Raw genomic sequence first — 4,171 nt, 5'->3', positions numbered from 1 at the left:
ACTGAACTCCGAGATTGAGGCGGAAATCCTCAAGATGAACGAGGAAGCGTCCTATGTGCAAAGCCTGGAGGCTGCACGCCAACAGATAGCGCCCAATTTCGATGTGGATCTATCTCTGGATGGTACCACCATGCCGGAGGCCGGCGCGCCGCCGGAGGGTACTGTTGACTATACGCCCTATGCTCAGACGATGGCGCCGCTGGAAATCGATCCGGCTGCGGTCGAGCCCGACAACACTATCGAGTTTGAGCGGCCTGAAATTGGCAGTAAAGACCGGGCTGCACTGTCCCTGGAGCCGATGGAGAGGCGGGAAGAGGGTATTCCTTACGAGCCGCCGTCACGTATCGATGCTCTGGCCCAGCGCCTGGAAGAGCGTGGCGCGCGGGTCGAGACCCAGGACTCTGCGTCCGAGGTTCAGGAGCTTCCATCTGAGGCGCCGGAACTGTCCGAGTCGGATCTCAAGACAGCATTGGAGGAGTCGGAGGTGGATGCCATTCCGACTTCTGACATAGATGTCGCCACCGATGAAGCCCCCAACTCCCCGAAAAATGATATTGCTGAGTCCGATGATGCCCAGAAAGAGGCCGATAAACCCGTAAGCACAACACCGGCCGGGGCCGAAACCAGCGCGAGGGACGCCGCGACGATATTGGAGCAGGCGGCGGCCAGGATGGGCTCTCTGGACAAATTGCGCAGCTATGCGCGGGGTCGGTTCGGAAAACAGGCTGCTGAAGGCATGAAGGCGGAAATTCAGACTGCCTGGGACAAGCTGGAAAAGCAGCGGGCTTCGCCCGGCGATTCTGTCCATGACATAGAAACAGCCGCCAACGGGGCTGCCACCAGCCCGCTGAACAACCTGCCCGAACCAACGGAGGCGCAGAAGGAGGCGGGCAACTACAAGGTCGGCAAACTGAAGCTGCACGGCCTGGAACTGTCCATCGAAAATCCACGCGGTTCTATCCGCTCCGGGACCAGCCCGGACGGCAAGCGTTGGCAAAACACACTGCCTCATCATTACGGCTATATCCGCAAAACCGAAGGCGCCGACGGCGACCATGTGGATGTTTTTGTGGGGCCGGATGTGGATTCGGAGCGGGTATTTGTGGTGGATCAGGTGAACCGGGACGGCAGTTTCGATGAGCACAAGGTTCTGCTGGGATTCAGTGACAAAGCCAAGGCCATTGCCGGTTACAAAGGCGCCTATGACAAGGGGTGGAAAGTCGGCCCGGTGACGGCCATGGAGTTGACGGGATTCAAGGACTGGCTCAAAGGCGACACTTCCAGGCCCGTCAGCCAATCCTTTCCGGCATCGACATCGGCAACGAAAAAACGCCAGCCGTCCAGGAGAAAAAAGCGCGAGCAGCCGCGTAAAAAAATCGAAGACATTGGCGAGAAGATGGCCGGCGCGCGCAAGGACGCATTCCAAAACAGCACCGCCGCTTTGAAGTCCGGGGACCTCGCCAATCAGCCCCTTGGCAAGATCTGGCCGAAGGACGCTTTTCAGGATCTGGGCAACCCGTTTGTCGAGGCTTTCGCCCATGCGGTCCGTGCCACCATTCCCGCCAAGCCCCGAAAGCCCTACAAGCGAAAGCGGTGGGTGGAGGAAGTGGAAACCTTGCGCGACTTTCTCCAACAGGATGTGCTGGATCAGTTTGAACGTGGCCAGCTTGATGCCGATCTCGTGCTGAAGCGTATGCGTGGCAGTTCCGCGCTTGCGGGCCTGGCGGAGAAGATCAGCCTGATGGTGACGCTGGACAAGTCCGACTGGAGCCGTATTGGCCGGGTAAGCTACCACCCCGAGACCCACTCCTATACCAGGGATGGCAAACAAACCCCTTCGCGAGCCATGCTGTCCGTGGAGATAGATGGTCACCACGAAAGCTTCTATGGCGACAAGGCCCGGATTCCCGCAAAAAGCCTGTTTGCGCAAGTGGTGAAGCGCTTGCAGTCCGCCGCCAAAGAACCGTCGCGCCAGGACCTGGATCGCTTCGAGGTTCGGGGGAGAAAGGATTACGCCGCCATTGTCCGCAAGGGCGACAAGGAATACCGCCCGCTGAAAACCTTTACCGGCGACAAGGCCGGCGCGGACGCGCTCAAGTTCAAGCGCGCGAACATCCCGGTGCTGAATGCGGAGTGGGAGAAAGTCAAAGCGCGGGACAATGTGGGTAAGCGGGACGTGCGGCTTCTGGAAATGGCGCCGAGGGTCGGTGCTGAACATCGCGTCGGCGATGAGGATGTGGAGCCACAGGCGTTTATGGACACCTTTGGCTTTCGCGGTGTCGAGTTCGGCAACTGGGTCAGGCAGGGCGCGGATGGCCGCGAGCGCCAGGGGCTGCTCAACCAGGCGTACGATGCGCTGATGGACCTGGCGGCGATTCTCGATGTCCCGCCGCTGGCGCTGTCTCTTAATGGTGGCCTGGGGTTGGCGTTCGGTTCCAGGGGCAAGGGTTCTGCCTCGGCGCACTTCGAGCCCAACACCTTCGTGATCAACCTGACCAAGACCAAGGGGGCCGGCACCCTGGCGCATGAATGGTTTCACGCCCTGGATTACTATTTTCAAGCGCAACGCAATGATCCCTTTCTCGGCACGCTGCGGAGAGCCACATACATCACCTACAGCCCCGAAACCTATTACGTGCACAAGCGTGATGGCATGTCGTTGCCGGCGAGGGATTTTGAGCCGATGGCGCAAGGTGGCGAAGGTTCGCGGGGCCAGCGTTTTATTTCGGCGCGGTTTGAGCGTGACAATTGGCAAAAGGTCGAGGGCGTGCGACCGGCCGTGGAGATGGGGTTCGCGGAGCTGGTCGAGACGCTGAACGCCTCGCCAATGCGCGCTCGCGCATCCGTCATCGACAAGGATAAGGTCGATGGTTACTGGTCGCGGATTATCGAGCGGGCCGCACGGGCCTTCGAGAACTATGTAATCGCCAAACTGGCGGACAGTGGCGCGCAAAACGATTACCTGGCCAGTGTCGCCAGTATCGAACAGTTCAAGCGCAACCCGGAGCGCTACCCCTATCTGTTGGAATCTGAAATGGCGCCGGTAAAGCAGGCGTTTGATCAGCTGTTCTCCACCCTGAAAACCCGCAGCACCGACAAAGGCGTAGCGCTATACGCGCTCGGTATCGGCAAGGGCATTCAACCGGCATTGGCCAAGGCCGCGCTGAGCCGCGTTAAACAATCGGTAGGCGTTGATGCCGAGGTGGTGGCCGATGAATCCGGGCTGCCTATGGCTCTGCGCCAGCAGATTGAGTCCGATGGCGTCACCGGGCGGGTGCGTGGCATTTACCACACGGACACAGGTACCGCTTATATCGTGGCGGGCAACCTCAATAATCCTGTCGATGCCGTGCGCATCTACCTGCACGAGGTGGTTGGTCACAAGGGCATTCGTGCGGTCACCGGCAAGCGCCTGGATCTGGTGTTGACCGAAATCTATCGGGACATGCCGGCGGAGGTGCGCGATACACTGGAAGGCAAATATCGCAGCCAGCTGCAGGGACTGAGTGGCCCCGAGGCCAGGCGCTGGGTGGCGGATGAGTATGTGGCGCACCTGGCGGAGAACGACCCCAAAAATAGCCTGCTGCAACGCATCATCGCCGTGGTGCGCCGTTGGTTGCGTCAACTGGGTCTGACTGCGAAGTGGACCGAAGCGGATATTGTGGCGCTGCTGGCCAGGGGAAAGCGGGCCTTGCGTCGGGGGGGCAAGGGCAAGAGAAAGGGGAAGAAAAGCAAAGGGAAAGAGCAAGGGCCGCTGATAGAACTCCAATACTCTCTCTCCGACCCCAGCACCGACGAAGCCCTGGCCCGCCTGGGCCTGGGTAAATCCGAATCGCAAGGCATCCGCCGCCTGATCACCCGTTTCCAGACCACCAATCTCCGCCAAGCCTGGGCGAATGTGAAAGAGCGCAGCTACGAAGGTGTTTTCGACGGCCTGGTGGGCATTCAACGCGCGGAGGAAGCCGCGGGCAAGGGCACCTCTGCGGGGGACTATGCCGGCTCCGGTTATGTGGGCGCCCGCCTGGCATCCAGTATCGCTGACACCATGCACGCCATCCTCCACTATGGGGCGCCCGAGTGGCGCGACGGTGTGGTGCAGTATCGGGACGATACGCAGGGACTGCTGACAATTTTTAAGGGCTTGGGGCCGGACCTGAACGCCTGGCTGGGC

At 60.4% G+C, this 4,171-nt stretch carries 1 protein-coding gene; it reads left to right on the top strand.

All coding sequences use genetic code 11. From position 1 onward, the window contains the following. A partial coding sequence (locus tag ABVT36_RS18715; protein ID WP_368457915.1) for an LPD1 domain-containing protein occupies positions 1 to 4,171 on the top strand: 4,171 nt, incomplete at both ends.

This window comes from Microbulbifer sp. TYP-18, assembly GCF_040932045.1.
Classification (GTDB): domain Bacteria; phylum Pseudomonadota; class Gammaproteobacteria; order Pseudomonadales; family Cellvibrionaceae; genus Microbulbifer.
Note: the sequence above shows the minus strand (reverse complement) of the source record. Positions and strands in the feature narration are given on the sequence as shown.